Annotated in this window: 12 protein-coding genes and 3 pseudogenes; 10 read left to right on the forward strand and 5 right to left on the reverse strand. The window is 69.7% G+C overall.

Going from position 1 to position 20966, the window contains the following annotated elements; translation table 11 throughout:
• Window positions 1-243: 243 nt before the first annotated feature.
• Both ACIPTO_RS40610 and ACIPTO_RS40615 read right to left on the reverse strand, forming a co-directional pair.
• Window positions 244-915, reverse strand: a complete 672-nt coding sequence (locus ACIPTO_RS40610; RefSeq protein WP_401200435.1) for an NAD-dependent epimerase/dehydratase family protein — start codon at window positions 913-915, stop codon at window positions 244-246.
• Window positions 852-1991: an NAD-dependent epimerase/dehydratase family protein gene (locus ACIPTO_RS40615; RefSeq protein WP_401200438.1), complete on the reverse strand. Its 1140-nt coding sequence runs from the start codon at window positions 1989-1991 to the stop codon at window positions 852-854. The genes ACIPTO_RS40610 and ACIPTO_RS40615 overlap by 64 nt, the downstream gene beginning before the upstream one ends.
• Window positions 1992-2099: 108 nt before the next feature.
• On the opposite strand from ACIPTO_RS40615, the gene ACIPTO_RS40620 reads away from it, so the two are divergent.
• Window positions 2100-2693: a TetR/AcrR family transcriptional regulator gene (locus ACIPTO_RS40620; protein WP_401200440.1), complete on the forward strand. Its 594-nt coding sequence runs from the start codon at window positions 2100-2102 to the stop codon at window positions 2691-2693.
• An 874-nt stretch (window positions 2694-3567) separates the two neighbouring features.
• Here the strand turns inward: ACIPTO_RS40620 and ACIPTO_RS40625 are convergent.
• Window positions 3568-3822, reverse strand: a complete 255-nt coding sequence (locus ACIPTO_RS40625; RefSeq protein ID WP_401200442.1) for a hypothetical protein — start codon at window positions 3820-3822, stop codon at window positions 3568-3570.
• Window positions 3823-4228: 406 nt separating this feature from the next.
• Window positions 4229-4597: pseudogene (locus ACIPTO_RS40630) on the reverse strand (FadR/GntR family transcriptional regulator); the annotation flags it as partial.
• Here ACIPTO_RS40630 and ACIPTO_RS40635 point away from each other — a divergent pair.
• The 4 genes and pseudogenes from ACIPTO_RS40635 to ACIPTO_RS40650 form a co-directional block, all read left to right on the forward strand.
• Window positions 4556-4813, forward strand: a pseudogene (locus ACIPTO_RS40635) (sugar phosphate isomerase/epimerase); the annotation flags it as partial. The pseudogenes ACIPTO_RS40630 and ACIPTO_RS40635 sit on opposite strands and share 42 nt — an antisense overlap.
• Window positions 4813-5718, forward strand: a complete 906-nt coding sequence (locus ACIPTO_RS40640; protein WP_401200445.1) for an aldo/keto reductase — start codon at window positions 4813-4815, stop codon at window positions 5716-5718. The pseudogene ACIPTO_RS40635 and the gene ACIPTO_RS40640, both read left to right, overlap by 1 nt.
• Before the next feature lie 342 nt (window positions 5719-6060).
• A pseudogene (locus ACIPTO_RS40645) lies at window positions 6061-6908 on the forward strand (IS5 family transposase).
• On the forward strand, window positions 6905-7303 hold the full coding sequence (locus ACIPTO_RS40650; protein ID WP_401200448.1) for a hypothetical protein: 399 nt from the start codon (window positions 6905-6907) through the stop codon (window positions 7301-7303). The pseudogene ACIPTO_RS40645 and the gene ACIPTO_RS40650 overlap by 4 nt, the downstream one beginning before the upstream one ends.
• A gap of 161 nt (window positions 7304-7464) precedes the next feature.
• Here the strand turns inward: ACIPTO_RS40650 and ACIPTO_RS40655 are convergent, their stop codons facing one another.
• Complete coding sequence (locus ACIPTO_RS40655) at window positions 7465-9105, reverse strand: condensation domain-containing protein (protein ID WP_401200450.1); 1641 nt, start codon at window positions 9103-9105, stop codon at window positions 7465-7467.
• A gap of 528 nt (window positions 9106-9633) precedes the next feature.
• On the opposite strand from ACIPTO_RS40655, the gene ACIPTO_RS40660 reads away from it, so the two are divergent.
• The 5 genes from ACIPTO_RS40660 to ACIPTO_RS40680 all read left to right on the forward strand — a co-directional run bounded on the left by ACIPTO_RS40660 (window position 9634) and on the right by ACIPTO_RS40680 (window position 20951).
• Complete coding sequence (locus tag ACIPTO_RS40660) at window positions 9634-10101, forward strand: hypothetical protein (protein ID WP_401200453.1); 468 nt, start codon at window positions 9634-9636, stop codon at window positions 10099-10101.
• Window positions 10102-10734: 633 nt separating this feature from the next.
• Window positions 10735-12003 (forward strand): MFS transporter, encoded by a 1269-nt coding sequence (locus ACIPTO_RS40665; protein WP_401200456.1) that lies wholly within the window; start codon window positions 10735-10737, stop codon window positions 12001-12003.
• 22 nt (window positions 12004-12025) lie between these two features.
• Window positions 12026-15523: an amino acid adenylation domain-containing protein gene (locus ACIPTO_RS40670; protein WP_401200458.1), complete on the forward strand. Its 3498-nt coding sequence runs from the start codon at window positions 12026-12028 to the stop codon at window positions 15521-15523.
• Window positions 15520-18534 carry a type I polyketide synthase gene (locus ACIPTO_RS40675; protein ID WP_401200461.1) on the forward strand — a complete coding sequence of 1005 codons (3015 nt, stop codon included), beginning with the start codon at window positions 15520-15522 and terminating at the stop codon, window positions 18532-18534. Before ACIPTO_RS40670 ends, ACIPTO_RS40675 begins: the two co-directional genes overlap by 4 nt.
• Window positions 18531-20951 carry an amino acid adenylation domain-containing protein gene (locus ACIPTO_RS40680; RefSeq protein WP_401200463.1) on the forward strand — a complete coding sequence of 807 codons (2421 nt, stop codon included), beginning with the start codon at window positions 18531-18533 and terminating at the stop codon, window positions 20949-20951. The genes ACIPTO_RS40675 and ACIPTO_RS40680 overlap by 4 nt, the downstream gene beginning before the upstream one ends.
• Window positions 20952-20966: the final 15 nt, after the last annotated feature.

Consider the following 20966-nt stretch of genomic DNA (forward strand, 5'->3'; position numbering starts at 1 on the left):
AAGCGTGTTCCTGAACGTTCCCGGCCCGAGGGCTGCACGCCCGGCCCCACGTTCTCCTTCCATCACCTCACCGCGGTCGCCGGCCTCGCCGTCGGCGGGCTGCTGCTTGAGTTCAAGAGGACTCGGGCCACCGGGGCCATCCGGCAGGCCGAAGCGTGGCAGCTTGGGCCGCGTCGGGCAGCCTTCGCCCCGTGATGCGCGGCGTCGCGGCGGACGGTGACGTGGGGGAGTCAGCGGCGCTGGTCACATGCCGGCGAGGCGGTTGATGTTGCGACTGGTCACGATGGCGGGCTCGGTGTTCCCGGGGCGGCTGAGGGCGATCGCCGCTCGGCCGATGGCCTCGGTGGAGGTGGCCCAGTCAGGGAACGCGCGCCGCAGCACCGGGAACAACGGGCCTGTGGCCGTGTAGAAGGCGCGTGCTGTGGTGGAGGAGGCGCGGGCGCCGTTGAGGGGGCGGATGTAGCCGGGCCGCAGGATGTGGGTGCGCATCGGCAGGGCGAGGAGCGCGTTTTCCGCGGCGCCCTTGACGCGTGCCCACATCACGGAGGTCTGTCCGGTGCTGTCGGCGCTGCGGCCGGAGACGTAGACGAACGCGGGTTTCCGGTCGCTCGCGTCCAGCAAGGTGGTGGCTGCCGCGAGTGCGTAGTCGCGGGTGATGCGGGTGTAGTCCGGTTCGCTGACGCCCGCGGAGGAGGTGCCGATCGCGAAGTGGCAGGTGTCGACCCCCGTCAGCTCCTCGCGCAGTGGTGTCAGGTCGGTGAAGTCCTGGTGGAGCAGGATCCGCACCTTGGGATGCGTCAGCGCGGGGGTGTGGCGGGCGATCACCGTCACGGCCTTGACGTCGTCGTCGGTTATGCAGGCGTGGAGCATGCCGTGGCCGACCATGCCGGTCGCGCCGAGAACCAGCACGTGCACGGGGGACCTCTTTCAGGGTTGGAAGCGATGGTGAACCAGGCGCTCCGCGCTCCGAGCGCGTGCTCGTCGTCAGACGACGCCGTGGGTGAGCAGGCTGCGGGCGCAGTCGGCGACGGTGACGCGGGCGGGGCGGGGCGGGGCTGCCAGTCCAGGACGATGCGGGCCTTGTCTGTGGTGTGCCGGTTGCGGCGTCCCAGGGCGGGGGCGATCTCGCCCATGGCGGGGTTGGCGCGCACCACCTCGTCGGGGATCTCCTGGGTGGAGACCTTCTCACCGTCGCGGCCCAGTTCCTTCTTCAGTGCCTGTGCCATGTCGGCCATCCAGATGAACTCGCCTGTGGCCAGGAAGCGCTCGCCTGCTGCCTTGGGCGAGATCATGGCGCGGATGTGGATGTCGGCCAGGTCGCGCACGTCGACGACCTCCAGGCCGATGCGGGGCACGCCGGGCATGGCGCCGCTGAGCATCTGCGCGACGATGCCGGTCGAGCCGGTCGTGGCGGTGGACAGGATCGGCCCGAACACGGCTCCGGGCAGGACCGTGGTCAGCTCGGTCGGGCCCTCGTAGGCGGCCATGTAGTCCCAGGCGGCGCGCTCGGCCAGGGTCTTGGAGCGGCGGTAGGGGATCAGCGTCGGGTCCTCGGGGTCGGTCCACAGGGTCTCGTCGGTGACGCTGTCCTCGGTGTAGGAGGAGGGGCTGGCGGTGTTCGCGGCGGAGGTCATCACCACACGGCGCACGCCGGCCTGGGCGGCAGCGCTCACCACCCGCAGCGCACCGTCGCGGGCGGCGACGAGGGCCTCGGGCGTGGCGCCCGACCCGCCCATCGGCGAGGCGACGTGCAGGACGAAGTCCACGCCGGCCACGGCCGTGTCCCAGCCCTCGTCCGACGTCAGGTCGGCGATCGCGAACTCCAGCCGGTCCTCGGCGTCCACCCGGGTGGCGACGGCGTCGCGCACCGCCTGCTCCCTGCTGTGGCTGCGCACGGTGGCGCGGACGCGGTAGCCGCGTTCCAACAGTTCGGCGATGCACCAGCCGCCGACGTATCCGGTGCCTCCGGTGACCAGGACCGTTTCCGGCATGACTGTCCTCCAACAGGTGTGGCAAAATTAAACGGAAGCCCTTCCGGTGCTTCTCCTCGACCGTAACGGAAGCCCTTCCGTTTCGCAATCGGACCGATCGGACCCGCCATGTCCTCGCCAGTTCCCCGCGCCTCCCGCACGGACGCGGTGGCCAACCGCGCCCGCATCCTGGCCGTCGCCGGCGAAGCGTTCGCGGCCTCGACCGGTGCTTCCATGACGGCGATCGCCAAGCGCGCCGGCGTGGGCGTGGGCACGCTGTACCGGCACTTCCCCACCCGCGAAGCGCTGATCATGGAGCTGTACCACCACGAGATCCAGAAGGTCATCGACCTGGCCGGGCAGCTTGCCGCCGACCTGCCGCCGCTGGAGGCGCTGCGCCGGTGGCTGGAGGAGGTCGCCCGCTACGGGAAGCTCAAGTACGGCCTGTCCGACGTCATCCACGCCGCCACCGACGGCGGCCGCGACGACCCGAACCACAGCCCCTTCATCGCCGCCATCGAAGTCCTCCTCGACGCCGGTGCCGCCTCGGGCGAGCTGAAGGCGGGCCTGGACCCGCAGGATGTGCTCCTCCAGTTCAGTGTCCTGTGGCGCATCCCGCCCGGCGACGATGCGGGCGCCCGGACTGTCCGCCTCCTGGACCTGATCGTCGATGGCCTGCGCACCCGCCCTGACCTCGGCCTGCGTGGAGAGCACCACATGTGACAGACGAGAGGGCCGGGCGGGTGAGTGAGACACAGACGAACACCCTGACTCCGACTGGGGCGCCTACACCCACGTCTCTCGCATCGGCCTCGGCGCCTAAAAGGGCACCACCCGATGCCATCAGCCGACATGACGACGGCCCGCTGATGAAAGCCGTCAATCTCATGGGCATCCTCGGCCCGCTCATCCTCGGTGCCCTCCTGCTCGGCCGATACCTCGGCTGAACAACCCCACAGCAGGCCGACACCGTCCACCGCATGCCCGGACTCTTTCACGCGGCTGACCCGCACGGGCTTGCCTTCCCGTCAGCTCCGACGAGCAGGGTCGGCCACGGAGATCGGCCGCCCGTTGTTTGTGCGGCATCCGCCGGTCCGGGCGTGCCTCTCGCTCCAGGCAAGGACATGAGTGAGTGTCAGGTCCATCATGCCTGTTCAGAGACGCTTTCGGTAGGACCAAGGGCACGCCCGTACAGCCTTGTCGAAGGTGGTGGCGCGCCCGCAGAATCGTCGTCATCCACTCTCCGGCCTTCGCGCCCACATCCGTCATCGGCTGTCGGCGCGTTCGTCGTGCTGTCTCAGCGTGAGGCATGCGCCGGTCGGTGAGGGGCGGGGCGAAGGGGATCGATGGATCGGGACATGGTCGTGCTGGCGAAGGTCAGGCTGCTGAGCGCCAACAGGCGGGTGGTGCGAGGTGCCGAGGGGTTGTGGATCTACCGTCTCCTGACACAGGTCCACCCGGAGATCTACGGATCGAAGCTGGCGTACGTCCTGGTGGAGGAGAGTGACTCGCCCCTGGTGAGTGGGTTGCCCGAACGCGGACTGGCCTTGCTCGACGAAGCCGTGGCGGTGGCCGAAGCTCTTAGCCCGGCGAATCCCTACCGGGAGAAGGTGCTGACCAGGGCACGGGCCGCGAGAGGGCGCCTTCTGTCGTAGCCGGATGTGTTGCTGCCGAGGGCAACGTCTCCGAGGCCCTCGGTGGTGACGCGGACGACCTTGGTCTTGATGTCGCGCTCGGGGTGGGCCTGGCTGAGTGCGGTGGAGATTTCCGCGGCGGAACGCGGCTCGTTCTGCTCGGCGAGGTGGCGGCGGATGAGTTCTACCAGGGTGGGCCGGGCCGTCGTTTTCCGCACGGCCTGGGCCTTCCGCGCCCTGCGCTTACCAGAGGGTGCAGCTTCGGTCTTCTGCTGACGTGAGGGCGCTGCTGTGTTCTCAGCTGTGGCCGACGGTCTGTCAGGTTCGTGCGTGACACCGAGTGCCTGCTGAACGTTGACCAGCACGCTGTGGTCCTGCTGTAGAGCGGCCCCGGCCCCGTGATGCCCACAGCGCGATTGGCGGCCAGCCGTTGCAGTCCCGGCCGCTGTGAGCTTCTTCCTTCTCGCCGCACCCGGGCAGCATCAGCCGGTTGGGGTGGTCGCGTTCCACCCTTCCGATTGCGGCCCTGAACGCGGCCCTCGTCCTCACCGCTGCCGTGACGGCCTGGCTGGCGACCGTCTGGCTGTGACACCGACGCCGTAGGGCCCATGCGAGTCGTCGGCGTCAGTTCTCCATCGACGTCCGCAGCCGTGCGCTCGCCATGCGCATGTGTTCCGCCATCGCGCGGTCCGCGGCCTCCGGGTCGCGGGCGCGGATGGCCTGGAGGACGGCGTCGTGCTCGCAGAGGGTGCCGCTGACCGTGTCCGCCAGGTCGCTGACCCGTTCCATCCACACCTGGAGCAGGGACCGGAGGCTGTGGAGGATGTCGCTCAGGACGGAGTTGCGGGCGATGCGGGCGCATTCCAGGTGGAAGGCGATGTCGGCGTCGATGAAGGCCTGGACGTCGTCGCCGGCCTTCCGCATGTGACTCAGGTGCCCCTCCAGCAAGGCGACGTCCGCGTCGCGGACTTCGCGTTCAGCCGCCGTGACGGCTGGGTCGGATTCACCTACGCGGGCACCCCGCTCGGCGAGGGCCTCCTGAACTACGACGGCATGATCGCGGCCGTCGCGGCGGCCCGTCCGGGCCGCCGGATCAACCAGATCGTGGAGCACTGGCTCCCGTGGCAGGACGAGGGCTACGACGTCACCGCCCGGCTCGAACACCAGTGGACGCAGCACAGCATCAACACCCTTCTGAGGAGCGAGTAATGGCCACCGAGATCCAGACCCAGGCCGACGCCACGACCGTCGCCGTCATCGGGGCCGCCGGCAAGATGGGCCAGCGCGTCTCCAACAACCTGGTCGAGAGCGACTTCCGGGTGCTCTTCAGCGAGGCCTCCCCCAAGGGCCAGGAGCTGATCCGCGACCTGGGCCGCGAGCTGACCGACTCGACCACCGCCGCGGCCGAGGCTGACGTGGTCGTCCTCGCCGTCCCGGACGTCGTCCTCGGCAAGGTCTCCGAGGAACTCGTCCCGCTGATGAGGCCCGGCACGGTCGTCCTCACCCTCGACCCGGCCGCCGCCTACGCCGGTCTGCTCTTCGAGCGCGAGGACATCCACTACGCCTGCGCCCACCCCTGCCACCCGTCGGTGTTCCTGGAGCGCACCACGAAGGAGGAGTGGCAGGACACCTTCGGTGGCATCGCCGCCCCGCAGGAGGTCGTGGCCGCGTACGAGGGCGGCGACGAGATCAAGCAGAAGCTCGCCGATTCCGTCATCCGCGTGATGTACGCGCCGGTCGTCGACGTCCACTGGGTCACCGTCAAGCAGCTCGCCGTCCTGGAGCCGACGCTCGTCGAGACCATCGCCTGCCGGAGCGGTCCGCGCTTCACGGGGGACAACCGCACCGCCAACCTGCGGCTCGCAGACAAGGTGAAGGAACTCGCCGCCGAGAAGGAAGTCACGCCCGCGCAACTCGCCATCGCCTGGGTGCTGGCACAGGGCGAGGACCTCGTCCCGATCCCCGGCACCAAGCGCCGGACCTACCTCGAACAGAACGTCGCCGCGCTCGACGTCGAACTCACCCCCGACGACCTCGCCCGCATCGAGACGGAGGTCCCGAAGGCCGCGGGAGAGCGCTACGACGAAGTAGGCATGTCCGCCGTGGATAAGTAGGGGTGCAGCACCGCGGTCGCGACTCACGCCGTCGCGTCGCGACCCCGACAGTGACCACAAGGTGTTGGTGCATCCCGGAGGCATCGCCCGGCCCACTCAGTCCGGTCCTCTGGAGGACAACCACCAGCACGGCGGGGTATGAGAGTGTCATGTGACTTCGTCGCCTTCCCACGGGGCAATGTGGGCCATGAGGTGGTCCTGGCGACGCCCCGTGCCAATGCTTTTAGGTGTAGCTCTTATTGGGCGGCTCGTAAGCCTTTGAGTGGATCTGCTGTCGCCTGATGGTGTGGCGGCGGGGCGGAATCTGTCGGCCCGCGGTGGTTGATCTGGTGATGTGTTCGGGTGAGTGAACGCAAGCCGTACCCGAGTGACTTATCGGACGAGCAGTGGTCGTTGATCGAGCCGGTGATCACCGCGTGGAAGGACCGGCACCGCTCGGTCAGCGGTCATCAGGGCGCCTACGGCATGCGGGAGATCGTCAACGCGATCCTCTACCAGGGGCGGACCGGCTGCCGTGGGCCTATCTCCCGCACGACCTGCCGCAGAAGAGCGCGACGTACTACTACTTCGCGGCCTGGCGGGACGACGGGACCGACCAGGTCATCCATGAACTCCTGCGCTGCCAGGTCCGGGAGAGGGCCCGACGATTAGAGGACCCGACCCCGGTGGTCCTGGACACCCGGAGTGTCCGTGTGGCCTCCGGGGTCCCCGCCGCAACGAGTGGCCACGATCCGGCCAAGCGGGTGCCCGGCCGCAAACGCGGACTGGCCGTGGACGTCCTCGGCCTGGTCATCGCAGTCGTCGTCCTCGCCGCGAACACCCACGACAACGCCGCGGGCATCGTCCTGCTGGACCAGGTCGCCGAGCACGCCGGCGGAACCGTCCGCAAAGCCCTGGTAGACCAGGGCTTCAAGGACCAGGTCGTCGTGCACGGCGCCGGCCTGGGCATCGACGTCGAGATCGTCGAACGCAACCCGCAGATCAAGGGGTTCGTGCCGCAACCGAAGCGGTGGAGGGTCGAGCAGACCTACGGGATCCTGATACTGCACCGGCGCCCGGTCCGCGACTACGAGCACCGTCCCTCCTCCTCTGTCTCCCGCGTCTACTGGGCGATGACCCATGTCATGACCCGACGCCTCACCGGCGCGAACGCCCCCACCTGGCGCGAGACACCGGCGGCGGCAGCGTGAACATCCAGCCCCTGCTCGACGCCCTGGACCTCCAGGAAGAAGCCGCCCGGGCCCTGGCCGAGGACCTCCGCGCACAGATCGACGACCTGCAGATTCGGTTGCAGGAGGCCGAGACGCACCTGGAGCACCTCACGATCACCCGCAGGACCGTCACCGGCCTCGCCGACCGGCTCCCGGTCGTCGCGCCGGACCTGCCTGAGCACCCGGACTACCCCCGCATCCTCGACGCCTTCAACCACGCGACCGGACCGCTACGAGTCAAGGACGTCTGTGAAGCCCTCGGCCACGAACTGCTGGCGAAAAACGTCGAAGGTGCCCGCGCCAAGCTGAAACGCCTGGTCAAACTCGGCATCCTCACCGAAGCCGACACCGGCAACTTCGCCAGGAAGCAATAGCCGACACAACCTCCACCAGCATCCTTGCCCCCGCCTCAGCCAGAAACGGACATCGCCTTACGAACCGCCCACTGACACCAGCCTTACAACTGCTTCCGGCGGCGAAAGTGCTCACCTGCTGGCGGCTACGACACCGAGTCTCTCCGACCCGGCTGGTCCCATTAGGCGGCGGCCTCCGCCGTGAACTGGATGATCGCGTCGCGCAGCAGTGCGCCGAACCGGTTGGCCAACCCGTCGGGATAGCGTCCCGCGGCCGTGTTCACGCCGATCGAGAGGTCGTCCCCGTCCTGTTCGACCTGGACGCTGGGCCCTGGGAAGAAGGTGACGGAGGCGTGCTCGTCCAGGAGCTGGGCCCGCGTGGCACCGAACCGGGCGCCGACCGGCGAGTCTCCCGTGTGATGGACGTAGATGTGCGGCTTGTACGGGGTGCGGCCGTCGACGGTGCCCTGGTAGCGCTGGACCAGCACGTTGAACGGAACCGGGTTGCGGTAGGCGAACATCAGGCGTTCCTGCGTACGCCGGACGAGTTCGAGCGCCGATACCGCGAGGCCGCCGTCCTGGCCGCCGATACGGACGATCACACTGTCCGAGAGCCAGCCGACCAGGTCGTCCTGGACGTCCGTCCGGCCGGACTGGGAGGAGCACACCACGGCGTCCTGCCTGCCGTCGAGGGCGTGCAGAGCGTGGAAGACCAGGCCCATGACCGCCGTGTGGCGCGTCACCCCGGTGGTCAGGCAGGCCGACTCGAAGTCGGTGGCGGCCTGAGCGGGCAGAGTGAACCGGGTGAACTCGGCGGGCTGTGGCGGCCGGAACTCCTCCGCTGCGTCGACCGGCGCCAGATCGTCCTGAGGGGCGTACGGAAACCCGGCCAGGGCCTTGTCCCATGCGTCCAGCATGTGTGTCTCGCCGGCCCGCCATTGTGCTTCCCGTGCGCCGAGGACCTGTTGGGCGGTCGTGCGCAGCGGAGGGAGTCCGGGCGGGCGATTTTCGAGTGACGCTTCGTAGAACTCGGCCAGATCGCGCCAGAGCAGGCCCGCGGAGGTGGCATCGCTGACCAGATGATCGACGGTCAGGGTGAACAGATGCCGATCCTCGCTCAACAGAGTGAGGTGCGTGGACACGAGAGGGGGCTCGCGGAAGTCGACTGGGGCGCTCACTTGTTCCTGCGCTAGGGCCAGTGCTTCGGACCAAGCGGTGTCGGAAGGGTGATGGCGCAGATCGCGGATGGTCAGGTACGGCCCGTCGAGCAGTTCCGGCGGCACCTCCCTGAGCTGGATCTCGCCGTCCGCGGTGAGAAATGCGGTGCGCAGGCCGACATGGCGGACGACGAGGTCGCGCACCGCCGCTTCGAGTGCGGGAACGTCGACAGGGCCGAGGAGTTCGACCGCGAGCTGGATGGCGAGCGGGGGTGCGCCGCCTTCGCCTGCGAGCAGTCGCTCCCTGGCCATCGCCAGCCGGTTCCGCTGTCCGTGCGAGAGGCCGGGCGGGGTTGTCGTTGCGGTCGGGGGCGAGTGGGGCGCGGGGCGGTCACGACCGTCCTGCGAGGCCACCAGCGTGAGTTGTCTCGCGAACGAGCGGTGTTCCAGCACATCGACAAGGCCTATATGAGGGAAACCCGCCTGCCGTATCCGGGAAGTGAGAATCGTCGCTTGTAAGGAACTGCCGCCCAAGGCGAAGAAATCGGCGTCGTCCTGCGGTTGCGCGCCGAGCAGTTCAGCCCACTGCGCCGCGAGCCAGTTCTTCAATTCGCCCGGTGCCGGCTGACGTTCGGCTGCCGCTTCGGTTACAGACTCCCCGTTCATACGTGCACCGCTTGAGCGAAATAAACGACAATCCCCGTGATCACGCTGTTTTTCCTTCCGGCCCGTCGTCGCACTGCGTCCGGTCGCGGCTTTCCAGCCGATGGGCAACCGGTCCTACAGGGGGGCAAAAACCGAGCACGCGCACTCTGGGATCGGGCCCTGATGCGGGCGGGTCTCGATCCTGCGCCGTACGTCTCACGATCTGTTCGAGCGGCAACGCCCCCGTTGAATGCTCGAATGGCGGCGAGCCTAGGTGAGTTCGATGCGGCCCGCAAGCCTCACTTGGATCTCGTGGGGGAGTCCGGTATATCGGGCATAGGTTGCTATCGATGAGAGATGTCCTCTTTAGCTATGCCAGGTGCTTCGCGGGTCCACGCGTTCCTCCTTGGATCTCGGATCCCATTCGGAATGAATGCCTCCGTTCCATGGATCTTTTGGCCCTGCCAGTCCCATGTGCCCCATGTATTCGTCGGGTCTGGATGAATAAAAAACTCCACCCTCATGCCCCGAGGCACGCATGATGTGCGGATGTCTATTTCTGAAACCCGCCTCAGGAACCTGCTGGCCTCTCTCGATCTGCCGCCGCACGACTACGTCGTCGCCGGCAGCGGACCCTTGCTGGCGCACCGGCTCAAGCCGGTGATCGGTGATCTGGACCTGGTGGCGCGAGGAGCCGCCTGGGCCCGTGCCGTCGAGCTGGGCAGGCCCGGACCGACGGCGTCCGGGTACGGACTGCGGGTCGGTCTGGCCGACCGGCAGGTCGAGGTGTTCGACCGGTGGCACCCGATCCGCGATTGCGGTGTGCTCCTGGACACGGACCGGCTGATCGACGAGGCCGACATCGTCGGCGACACCCGGTTCCTCTCGCTGTCGCACACGCTCGCCTGGAAGTCGGCCCTCGGCCGGGTGAAGGACATGGGTGACATCGCGCTGATCCAGCGTCACCTCGCGCGGACCACCGGAAGTCGGCCGCAGGTGAGGCCCAGTCGACGCTGACCCTTCGCGAGAGCCGAGACCCGCTGTCCAGTGAGCCGCCCCCGGCGCCGCCGCCCCGGGACGAGGCCGGAATCGGCTACCCGCCCCATGCGGTCCGCGCCGCGGAGGAACGGCCAGGACCGAGCAGGAACGGTCCGGATAGCGGAGGAATGGCCCGGACCGCAATCGGCCGATGACCCGTCCCACCGCACCGATGCCACGGCCGGTGCCCGCCCGGCCGTCGTCCCGGTGCGCGGACGACGCGCGCTGCGGCTCGCGTCCGACGCCCGAGGACGCCGCGTGGGCGGCAGTGACGGTGGCGGGAACGCCCGGATCCGAAGACTCGAAGAAGCTCCCGCACCTTCCCGCACATTGGCCTCTTCGCAGCTCAGCGCCGACGGGGTAGGCGCGGTCCGCCATCGTTCCTCGCGTCAACTCGTGTCAGTTACCGATGAGTTGCCGGCTGGTGAACCTCAGGTTTTCCTAAAATGGCTGACGCTGAAGATCGGACGTGCGCTACATTCCCTGCCACCGACGGCGAGAGTGAATCGGCTGGGCCCTGACTGCGGACGGACGGCGGCAGCGGCAACCACCCCGCGCGCTGTCGCTGCCGGAATTCTCCGCCAACTCCATGTTCACCACGGGGGTAAGTTTGTGGTGCGTATCAGCGGCTTACTACCGCCTCCCGGACCCATACGGGTCCTTCAGATCAACAACCTCATCGCGACGATCGGATATGGCCTCTACACCTCGGGCAGCGCCGTCTTCTTCGTGAAAGCGGGTGGAATGTCCCAGTCGAAAGTCGGACTGGGATTCTCGCTGGCAGGTCTGGCCGGTGTACTACTGGGTATTCCCATCGGCAGACTGGCCGATCGCTGGAACTCCCGCGACGTGTCGATCGTCTGCTCGGCGCTGCTTTCCCTGTTGCTCGTCGCGGCCGTCTTCGTCCATTCGTTCCGGCAGTACCTTCCGGTGATCACAGCCATCGGAATCGTCGAGGCGGGCGGCAACGTGTCGCGTGGTTCCCTCCTTGCCGAGCTGGTGCCGAAGGGAAAACGCGTGCACATCGCCGCATACAGCAGAGTGGTCACCAACATCGGATTCTCGGTGGGTGTGCTCTGCGCCGGCGTGGTGATCGGCATCAACACCCGAGCGGCCTACGCCTCCCTGATCCTTGGCATGGCGGTCGCCGCTGCGGCTGCCGCGATCCTCAGCCTGCGGCTGCCGCGCCCCCGTCCCGGCGGGACAGCCAGGGCGAAGCAGGACAGCGGACGGCGCGGATACGACCTCCCCTACATCGCCGTGTCCGTGGTCAGCAGCACCACCCTGATCGGCAACACCATCCTGACCGTCGGACTGCCTCTGTGGGTCATCGGCCACACCCGGGTCCCCACACCGCTGGCGGCGTGGATGATCCTGGGGAACACCCTGTTGGTGATCGCTCTCCAGGTCAGGCTGTCCCGGGGGAGCGATACCGTCCCCGGCGCCCGGCGCATGCAACGCGCCGCGTTCGCCGCCCTCGCCTGTGCCTGTCTCGGCGCCGCGGCCGTACCGCAGTTCGGCACCCTGGCCGCCACCGGCGTCCTCCTGGTCACCGTCGCCCTGCTCACCCTCGGCGAACTGTGGGGAGAGAGCGCCAACTGGTCGTTCCGCTACGGTCTCGCACCGGCCGGCGCCCATGGCGTCTACGGCGGGATGTACGCGCTGGGCGGCTCGCTGCCGAACATCGCGGGCCCGGTGCTCGTCACCTTCTGCACCGCCCGGTTCGTGCCCGGAGGATGGTTCATCCTCGCCCTGGTCTTCGTGGCCGGCCTGCTCGTCAACGGGCCCGTCATCTCGTGGGCCGAGCGCACTCGCGGACCCGAGGCCGAACCACCGCGCGACGGCTCGCCGCAGGCGCAACAGACTCCAACAGCACTCTGATCACGCAGGATCGGAAGACTCCATGAGCACGTATGCCCAAGCACCCACGCACCCTTCGTTGATCGAAGCGGCCGCACAGACCCTCGGACGCGAGCCGGACACCCTGCCCTCCGAGGCGCACCATTCCTCCTTCGTCGCCCTGGGCGGCACCTCGCTCAGCGCGGTCGACCTCGTCGCGCGGGCCGAACACCTGGGCCTGGCCATCGACTTGGCCGCTCTGCTGGGAGGCGAGCCCCTCGCCGAGACCCTCGCGGCGGCCCGCCCGGTTCCCGCCGCGGACACCGGCCGGGACCCCGTGCCGTCGCCGCGCGCCGACCGCGCCGTCACCGCGGGCGAGAACGCCATGCTGGTGAGCGAGGACCTGGAAGCGGGCCATCCCTGGCGCCTGCTCTTCAGCGTGGACCTGCGCGGTGAACTCGACCGGGACGCACTGCTCGACGCCGTCCAAGAACTGACGGACCGTCATGAAGCATTGCGCACGGTCTACTTCCAGGGACCTGACGGGCCGCGCGCCCGAGTCGTTCCCCAATGGCAGGCCCGCGTGCGTCTCCAGGAACTGGCGCTCGCCGACGGCGAGGCCGGTGTGGACGCCGTCCATGCCATGCTCGCGGCGGCGGCGCCCGCCCTGCTGCGCCCCTTCGACCGCCCGCCCGTCGTCTTCACCCTGACCAAGAGCGACGACAGCCGCCATGTGCTGAGTCTGCTGGTCCACCACGTGGTCGCCGACGGCTGGAGCATCGGACTGCTGTGGCGCGAGCTGTTCGACCGCTACCAGGGTCGAGGACCGACCGAACCTGCCCCAGGACTCGCGAGTTGGACCCGCCCCGACGCGGAACACCTCGCCACCCGCCGGATCGGCGAACTGTCATCGACACCGACCGTCCTGGAACTGCCCGGCGACCTGCGCCGTCCCGACGTCTTCGACGGCCGGGGGGTACGCATTCCCGTCCCGCTGTCCACCGAACTCGGCGACGCCTGTGTCGAGTTGGCGTCCACTTGCGGTGTCACCCGCAATGTGGTGCTGCTCGCCGCATGGTCGCTGGCCGTCGCCCGCCGGGCCGGCGTCCCGCGGCTGATCACCGGACTGTCCTGGGTCGGCCGGTCGACCCGTTCCCAGCAGTCGACGGTCGCCCTGGGCACCTCACTCCTGCCGGTACGCTGCGAGCCCGGCACCACCGCGACCGTCCGCGACTATGTCCAGGACGTCGGGCGGGACGTCCGCGCCGCCATCGACGCCCGGGACGTCCCCGTCCAACGACTGGCCAAGGGCCTCGGCGCCGGCACCGACCCTCGCCGTAACCCCCTCGTCCAGGTGGGCTTCGCCGCGCACGACGAGATGCTGCCGGACCACTTCGCCCTTCCGGGACTGGATGCCCGGTTGTACGAGGGGCACTGCGGCGGCGCGACCCTCGACGCCCTGCTGTACGTGCAGCGATGGGGCCGCCGGCCGCTCCTGAGCATGGAGTACGCGACCTCTGTTCTCGCACCGGGCGAAGCCGCGCTCCTGGTCTCGGACTTCCTGACGATGCTGCGGCGGATGACCGGCCACCCGGAACAGGAGATCCGGACCGTCACCGCCGCACCGAGCGAAGCCCCGCCCGTCGAAGCGTTCGGGGCCGCCCCGGCGACGGACATTCTTGACGGGTCCCCGGTCACGGCCGGCGATGTGTGGCAACTCGTCGCGCGGGCCGCAGCCCGCGACCCGCACGCGCCTGCCGTGACCGTGCCCGGCCGCCCGACCTTGTCCTATGCCGCCCTGGTACGTGCCGTGGAGGCGCAGTCCGCGGCCCTGCACACGGCAGGTGTCCGTGACGGCGACCGTGTCGTCGTCGCCGTGCCCCGGTCGGCGGCGGAGATCGTCGGCGTACTGGCCGCAATCCGGATCGGCGCCGCGTACATCGGCATCGAACCCCGGCTCCCCGCCGCCGTCGTGCAGCGCGTCGCCGAAGTGGTGCGCCCTGCGGCCGTGCTGGCGTTCCCGGCACGGGCCGCCGAACTCGCCGCCGCGGGGCTCACCGCCGTCCCGGTCGAACCCCTCGAACCCTGGGGCCCCCTGGATCCGTGCGCGGACGTGCCGCCCCCGGCCGCTCCTGACCCGGAGCGGGTCGCCTACATCGCCTTCACCTCGGGTTCCACCGGCCGTCCGAAGGCGGTCCGCATACCCCACCGCGCCGTGCTGCGGCTGGTCCTCGACCCGCAAGTGGTGCGCCCGAAGGCACTGGCGCGCTTCCTCCGGTTCGCCCCGCTGTCCTTCGACGCGTCGACACTGGAACTGTTCACCCCGCTGGCGGCGGGCGGGTCGATCGTGATCCATCCCGACCGGCAGCCGACCACTGCCGCGCTGGCCCGCTTCCTCAACGAACAGGCGGTGACCGGGCTGTGGCTCACCGCCGGACTGTTCCGGTTGGTGGCGGACCATGAACCGGCGGCCTTCGGTGGGGTCGACCAGGTACTGACCGGTGGTGACGTCGTCCCTGCGGCCCAGGTGCGCCGGGTACTGGAGTGCTGCCCCGGCCTGCGGATAAGCAACGGCTACGGGCCGACGGAGAACACCACCTTCACCACGGTCCACCACCTGGACGACGCCGCAGCCGTCGGCGACACGGTACCGATCGGCCGGCCGATCGCCGGAACCGACGTCCTGGTCGTCGACGAAGAGGGGCGACCCGTCCCGCGAGGCGCCGTCGGCGAGTTGTACACGACGGGACGAGGGCTGGCCCTCGACTACCTCGACGACGCCGAAGAGACGGCACGCCGGTTCGTGCGGGGGCCGGACCGACGGCGCCATTACCGCACCGGCGACCTCGTGCGCTGGGACGGCGAGGGCGATCTGCGGATCCTGGGCCGCCGCGACCACCAGGTCAAGATCCGTGGATTCCGGGTGGAGCTGGAGGAGGTGGCCGCAGTGCTGCGGGGCCTTCCGGACGTGACGGACGCGGTCGCGGCCCCCACGACGACCGGCGGGGGCGAGACCCGCATCGTTGCGGGCATCGTCGCCGCTCACGGAGCCTGCGATGCGCTACGGCTGCGCGCGCTGGCCGCCGAGCAACTGCCCGAGCACGCCGTCCCCTCCCTCTGGTCTCTCTGGACCGACATCGACGGTTTCCCGCTCACCGCGAACGGCAAGGTGGACGTGCGGGAGTTGACCGCACGGGCGCTCATGGCCACCAGCCCCGGCCGGCCGGTCGGCGAGGCAGCCGCTCCGGCGGAAGGAGGGGGGACCGGACAGAGCGGGTTCGACACGACCGAGGACGAGAGCGGCCAGGCCGATGCGGACGAGTCCGTCGAGGAGATCGAGGATCGGGTCGCCGACATCTGGGAGCGGATTCTCGGGACGAGCGATTTCGGCTACGACGACCGGTTCTTCGACGTGGGCGGCGACTCCCTTCAAGTGCCCCAGGTCCGCAACCAGTTGGCCGCCGCCTATCCCGGCTGCCAACTCAGGCTCGCCGACATGTTCCGCTACTCGACGGTGGAGCAACTGGCCGCCTACCTGCACACGAAGGTGAACGCCGGATGAGCGACGAAACCCTCTCCGGACCAGACGACGACACGGCCGTCGCCGTCATCGGCCTCGCGGGCCGCTTCCCCGGGTCCGACTCCGTCGACCAGCTGTGGTCCAGCCTTCAGGCCGGCGAGGAGTCCCTGACCCGCTTCAGCACCGAACAGCTCATCGCCGCAGGGGTGCCCGCGCACGACTACGAGAACCCCGACTACGTACCGGTACGCGGTGTCCTCAACGACATGGAACTCTTCGACGCCGCACTCTTCGGATACTCGGCACGCGAAGCGGAACTCACAGATCCGCAGCAGCGGGTGCTCCTGGAGTGCGGATGGCAGGCCTTGGAGGCGGCCGGATACGGCGGATTCGACGGCAGGGGAGGAGTGTTCGTCGGCACCGGAATGAACACCTACCTCCTGCGCCACCTGCTCACCAACCCGCGAGGAGCGCAGGACGCGGACCTTCTCCAGCTCATGCTGGGCAACGAGAAGGACCACGCCGCCACCCGCCTCGCCTACCGACTCGGCCTGCGCGGACCCGCGCTGGCCGTCCAGACCGCCTGCTCCACCTCACTGGTCGCGGTCCACCTTGCCCGCCAGAGCCTCCTCCATGGCGATTGCGACCTCGCCCTCGCCGGCGGAGCCTCCGTCCAGCCTCCCCAGCACACCGGCTACGTCTACGCCCGCAACGGAATCCTTTCCCCCGACGGTCACTGTCGGCCCTTCGACCGGAACGCACACGGCACGGTCGTAGGCCAGGGAGCGGCACTGGTCGTCCTCAAACGTGCCCGTGACGCCTACGCCGACGGCGACACCGTGCACGCGTTGATCCGTGGCTCGGCCATCAACAACGACGGTGGCCGCAAGGTCGGTTACACGGCACCGAGCACCGAGGGCCAGACCGAGGTGATCGACGCGGCCCTGCGCTCCGCGGGAGTCACCGCGGACACCATCGGTTACGTCGAAGCCCACGGAACCGGCACCGAGGTCGGCGACGGCATCGAGATCGCCGCTCTCACCGAGGCGTACCGGAAGCACACGGACAAGACCGGGTTCTGCGCCGTCGGCAGCATCAAGGCGAACCTCGGACACCTCGATGCCGCCGCCGGCGTGAGCGGCCTCATCAAGGCCGTGTTGGCCGTACGCGACGGCGTGATACCACCGGCGGTCAACTGCCCCGAACCCAACCCGGAGATCGGCTGGGACACCACACCGTTCTACGTCACCAACCGCGCCCGCACCTGGCCGGCCGAGGGCGGACCGCGCCGCGCCGGGGTCAGCGCGTTCGGCATCGGCGGCACCAACGCCCATGCGATCGTCGAACAGGCGACGCCACAGCCCGCGCCACCCCCGGCACGCCCGCGCCCCTCGCTGCTCGTACTGTCCGCTCACGAACGGCAGGCCGCCCTGTCCTCGGCGGACCGGCTCGCACACCACCTCGGCACCGCCGTCGCGGCGGACGTCCCGGACATCGCTCACACCCTCCAGGTCGGCAGAGCCACCCGGGCCTGGCGCACCGCCGTCGTGGGTGCCGCACCGCACACCCTGCGCGACCGGCTGCGGTCGGCGCAGCCACGCCAGGCCCATCGCGCGGTCACACTCGGGTTCATGTTCCCCGGCCAGGGAGCCCAACGTCCGGGCATGGCGACAGGCCTCTACGACGAACTGCCCCGGTTCCGGGAGGTGCTCGACGAGTGCTGTGAGCGGCTGACCGGCCATCTCGGTCTGGATCTGCGCACCTTGCTGCTCAAGCAGAGCGCGGACGCCGACGCCGAGATGGCTCTGCGCGGCACGCTGCTGGCCCAGCCGGCGCTGTTCACCGTCGAATACGCACTGGCCGCCCAACTCCTCGACTGGGGAATCAAACCCAGGGTCCTCATCGGCCACAGCATCGGCGAGTACACCGCAGCCTGTCTGGCCCACGCGCTCGACCTTCCGGACGCCCTGGACCTGGTCGCCGTACGCGGACGCCTCATGGCAGCGGCACCGCCAGGCGCGATGCTCGCCGTGCACGCGGCGGAGGAGAAGATCGAACCGCTGCTTCCCGAAGGCGTGTCGGTCGCGGCCCGCAACGGACCCGAGGCCGTCGTGGTCTCAGGACCGCCCGACGCCGTCGCGTCGCTCGCCGCGACACTCGACGAACACGGCGTCTCCGCACGGCCGTTGCGTGTGTCGCACGGATTCCACAGCATGCTGATGGACCCGGTCCTCGACGAGTTCCGTGAACACGCCGCCGCCGTACGCCACCACCGGCCCCGGCTGCGGGTGATGTCGAACCTCACCGGAGAACCGGTCAGGGAGTACTCCGCCGAATACTGGACCAGACACCTGCGGGAACCGGTCGCCTTCTCCGCCGGGCTGGCCCGAGTACGCGTGATGCCCCATCCCGTCTTTCTGGAGGTCGGCCCAGGACGGGCCCTGACCGGCCTCGCGCGCTCACAGGGGGAGGAGACGCCGCCGCTGTGCCTGGCCACGATGCCGGGCACCGAGCCGGGTGACGAGCCCTACGAAGCGCTCCTGTCCGCGGTCGGCGCGCTGTGGACCGCCGGCGCCGACGTCAACTGGACGGAGTTCGGCTATGGAAGGGGCCGACGGGTCGTGCTGCCGCCCTACCCGTTCCAGCGCCGCCGGCACTGGCTGGACGCCGAGCCGTCCGCGACACCCCCGTCCGACCGTCCGGCCGCGCCCGGCACGACGCCGGCTCCGGAAGATCCAAGGACTCCGGCACCTGAACCGGCCACGGCACCCGGACCCGCTGACCACGAATCGAGGCTGCGGGCCATCTGGCAGCGGCTGCTGGGCGACCAACCCGTCGCCGCCGCCGCCGACTTCTTCGCCCTCGGTGGCGACTCCCTGCTCGCCGTGCGCCTGATCGCGCTGATCCGGCGCGAGTTCGACGTGACGCTGCACCTGGACGCCGTACTCGACCACCCGGGCTTCGCGGCACAGCTGGGACTTCTTCCTCCATCGGCGGCACCAGCCCTCACTCCTGGCGTCGACGAAGCCCGAAAGGACGCGGACACCGCATGAGTTCCGAAGCGAAGCCCTCGGCGAGGATCACGACCCTGCGCGAGGGTGACCAACGACCCGTGGTGGTCGTGGACTTCAACGAGTTCACCCCCAAGACGACGCTGGCCGACGTCGCGGGCACGATCACCACCGACCAGGCTCTCTACCGCATCGACGCCGTGACCGCCCCGGTCACCGACCCGGCGGACATCGCCGAACTCGCCCACGCCTGTGGCCTGGAGCTGGATCGCCTGGGCGTGCGGCCGGAGACCGTGATCGGCTACTGCGGCGCAGCGACCCTCAGCCTGCATCTGGCCGCCCGACTCACCACCCCAGGCTCTCCCGGACCGCGCCTCATCCTGGTGGAGCCCACCTGGCCGACACCGCGATCGGTACGCGACGACGCCGACGCCATCCGTGCGGGCCTGGGCGTCGCCACACCGGAGACGTACGACGGAGAACTGACCCTCGAAGGGATCATCGACTGGCTGCGCCAGGCCCTGGCCGACAAGCTGCGTGCCGACGGACTCCCCGAGGACGAACTCGACCTGTGCGTCGGCATGTTGAGCGAGCGCTATCGCGCCTGGTTCACCTTTCTCCTGCACACCCTCGCCACCCCCGTCCCAGCCGGCCTGCGACCCGATACGGTCGTCGTCGGCAACGACGGACTGCGCTTCGCCCACCCGGACTGGGCGGCCGACTCCGTCCGTATGGAACAACTGCCACTGCCCACAGGTGCTTTGCTGGGCGATCCGCAGACCGCCCGGCTGCTCACACGGCTCATCGACCCGGCACCGACCGCTGCCGTGCTGCCGGAACACGGTGAGCTGGCCTGGGACGACGGAGCGCGCACCGCGGACCTGCTGTGGCGCGGACTGAACATCGACGGTGACGCACCCGCCGTCTCCGACGAGTCGGAATCCATCACCTACCGCGAACTCGCCCTCCGGTCGGAGGAGTTGGCGCAGCGCCTCCGTGACTGCGGGGTCGGACCCGACACCACCGTCGCCGTCTGCGCCCAACGGTCGGTCGCCCTCGTCGTAGCCATCGTCGCAGTCCTCCTCGCCGACGGCGCGTTCCTGCCACTGGACCCGACCTGGCCCGCGGGCCGTGTCGAGCATGTCGTCGACGAGGCAAGGCCGTTGATGATTCTGAGCGACGACACCTGCCGACCCGCGCTGCCGACGGACCTGCGTGCACCGGTACTCGCGCTCGACGCCACCACCAACGGGGAGCCCGAGGCCGTCGTAGACCGGAAACCTGACCGGTCCAGCGAGCCCGGCGACCAGGACCTCGCCTACGTCATCTACACCTCCGGCTCCACCGGCCGGCCCAAGGGCGTCGGAGTCCCGCACCGCGGGCTGGTCAACCGGCTGCGCTGGATGCAGGAGTGGTTCCCCATCGGCCCCGGGGACGCCGTCCTCCAGAAGACCCCCTACACCTTCGACGTGGCGGTCTGGGAGTTCCTGTGGCCGCTGACCGCAGGGGCCCGGCTGGTCATGGCCCGGCCGGACGGCCACCGGGACCCCGAGTACCTGGCCGAGACGATCCGCCGGGAACACATCACCGTCGTCCACTTCGTGCCCACCATGCTCGACGCCTTCCTCAACGAGACCGCCACCGCGCCCTGCCCCTCGCTGCGCCATGTCATCGCCAGCGGCGAGGCGTTGAGCCACGGACTCGCCAACCGCTTCACCTCGTCCTACGACGCGCGACTGCACAACCTCTACGGCCCGACCGAGGCGTCGATCGACGTGACCTGGTGGACCTGCCGGACGTCCGAACCCGGACCCGGCGTTCCGATCGGACGGCCCATCCGGGGCATCGATGTGTCCGTACGCGACGACAACGGCCTCCGGGTCGCGGCCGGCGAGCCGGGCGAGCTGTACCTCGGCGGTGTGGGACTCGCCCGCGGATACGTCGGCCGGCCCGATCTGACCGCGGCGAGCTTCGTCGACGACCCCGAGGCCCCCGGCGAACGCCTCTACCGGACGGGAGACGTCGTCAGCTGGTCGCGGGACGGACTCCTCATCTACCACGGCCGCCGGGACCACCAGGTCAAGTTGCGGGGTCTGCGGATCGAACCCGGCGAGATCGAGGCCGTCGCCTGTGAGCACCCCTCCGTCGGTGCGGCCCTCGCGATGGTCCGCACCGATGTCGCCGCCAGTGCCAAGCTGGTCCTCTACGTGACACCCGCCCTCGACCCGGAGCAGACCGCCTCCGTGCGCGGCCATCTGGCCGCGATGCTCCCGGAGTTGCTGCTCCCCGCCGCGATCGTCTCCCTGCCGGCCTTCCCCGTCACCGCCAACGGGAAGTGCGACCGGGCCGCGCTGCCCGCCCCCGCCACCACGGGCGCGGGACGCGGCGGCACCCGTAGGCGCTGTAGGGCGGACGCCCCACCCACAGGCACGCACCGGACCGACGGTCCCACCACATGACCGCCCAGCGGGAAG

It is taken from the genome of Streptomyces sp. NPDC090083 (assembly GCF_044747445.1).
Lineage (GTDB): Bacteria > Actinomycetota > Actinomycetes > Streptomycetales > Streptomycetaceae > Streptomyces.

Bases quoted from the DNA above. Each gene is read 5' to 3' on its own strand.
- ACIPTO_RS40615 (WP_401200438.1), bottom strand. From the start codon at position 1,991: ATGCCGGAAACGGTCCTGGTCACCGGAGGCACCGGATACGTCGGCGGC.
- ACIPTO_RS40670 (WP_401200458.1), top strand. From the start codon at position 12,026: ATGAGCACGTATGCCCAAGCACCCACGCACCCTTCGTTGATCGAAGCG.
- ACIPTO_RS40620 (WP_401200440.1), top strand. From the start codon at position 2,100: ATGTCCTCGCCAGTTCCCCGCGCCTCCCGCACGGACGCGGTGGCCAAC.
- ACIPTO_RS40655 (WP_401200450.1), bottom strand. From the start codon at position 9,105: ATGAACGGGGAGTCTGTAACCGAAGCGGCAGCCGAACGTCAGCCGGCA.
- ACIPTO_RS40640 (WP_401200445.1), top strand. From the start codon at position 4,813: ATGGCCACCGAGATCCAGACCCAGGCCGACGCCACGACCGTCGCCGTC.
- ACIPTO_RS40680 (WP_401200463.1), top strand. From the start codon at position 18,531: ATGAGTTCCGAAGCGAAGCCCTCGGCGAGGATCACGACCCTGCGCGAG.
- ACIPTO_RS40675 (WP_401200461.1), top strand. From the start codon at position 15,520: ATGAGCGACGAAACCCTCTCCGGACCAGACGACGACACGGCCGTCGCC.
- ACIPTO_RS40660 (WP_401200453.1), top strand. From the start codon at position 9,634: ATGTCTATTTCTGAAACCCGCCTCAGGAACCTGCTGGCCTCTCTCGAT.